The organism is Nocardioides sp. P5_C9_2, assembly GCF_054049555.1.
In genome coordinates, this window is sequence record NZ_JBFUMD010000732.1 from 1 (window position 1) to 1,164 (window position 1,164).

A 1,164-nucleotide genomic window follows, 5' to 3' on the forward strand; every position below is an offset into this window, starting at 1 on the left:
GCCCAGCAGCGACGCCGGGCACACCACCAGCGTCGGCCCTCCCGGCCCGCCGGGCTCGTGCCGGTGCAGGTGCAGCGCGATCAGCGTGATCGTCTTGCCGAGCCCCATGTCGTCGGCCAGGCAGGCGCCGAGCCCGAGCCCGGTGAGCTCGGCCAGCCAGCTGAACCCGTGGCGCTGGTAGTCGCGCAGCGTGGCCGCCAGACCGGTCGGCACCTCGATCGGGTCCCGCACGGCCGCGGTGAGCAGCTGGTCGCGGACCTTGAGCAGCGAGGCGCCGACGACCGCCTGGTGCTCGACGTCCTCGACCTGCACCACCTCGGTGAGGGTCGCGGCCAGGGCGGCGGCGGGAGCGACCCGCTTGATCAGCCGCTTGCGGGCCCGCTTGAGGACGGCGGAGTCCACGATCGTCCAGTTGTCGCGGATCTTGATGATCGGGGTCGCGGCGGTGGCCAGCTCGTCCATCTCGTCGTCGGTGAGCGCGTCGCCGTGCAGCGCCAGCTGCCAGGAGAAGCCGAAGAGCGCGTCCGGGCCGAAGAGTCCCGTCTGGAGCGGCTCCTCCCGGGTGGTCCTGGGGCCGGACAGCACCACCCGGGAGGTCACGTCCCGGTCGAGGTAGCGCGGCCACAGCACCTGGACCCCCATCGCGTCGAGGGCCAGCGCGCCCCCGTCGAGGAGGCTCAGCAGCTCGTCGCTGTCCAGGGTGATCTGGTCGGGCACCCGCAGCGCGAGCAGCCGGTCGAGCACCGGCCACGCCTCCGCCGCGGCACGCAGGGCGATGGAGGCGTGGGTGCGGGCCCGGTCGCCGAACCCGTGGCTGCTCCCGGGCTCGTCGGACTCGGTCCACAGCAGGGCGGCGTCCGCCACGTGCGCGGCGTTGTCGGCGGCCACGACCTGCAGGACGAGGCGTACGGCGCCCGCCACCAGCTCCTCCTCGTCGGCCTCGACGCGCAGGGCGAGGTTGACCAGCTGGGGTCGGTCGTCGGTGCCGCGGGCCCGGGCGCGGGCGACCCGCTCCTCGAGCCGGCGGGTGAAGTCGGGATCCACCCGGTGCGACGCCGGGGCGGACGTGACCGCCCGGGCCGGGCTGCGGCGGGTGGCCAGGGGCGCCGCCCGGGGCATGGCGTCGGCCACGGCGTCGAGCACGGCCCGGACGATGCCCTCGGC

1 protein-coding gene is annotated in these 1,164 nt (G+C 75.6%); it reads right to left on the bottom strand.

The window, feature by feature from the left end:
* A partial coding sequence (locus ACXJKL_RS21370) for an SNF2 helicase-associated domain-containing protein (protein WP_457208998.1) occupies positions 1 to 1,143 on the bottom strand: 1,143 nt, incomplete at its 3' end.
* Between the last annotated feature and the right edge of the window lie 21 nt (positions 1,144 to 1,164).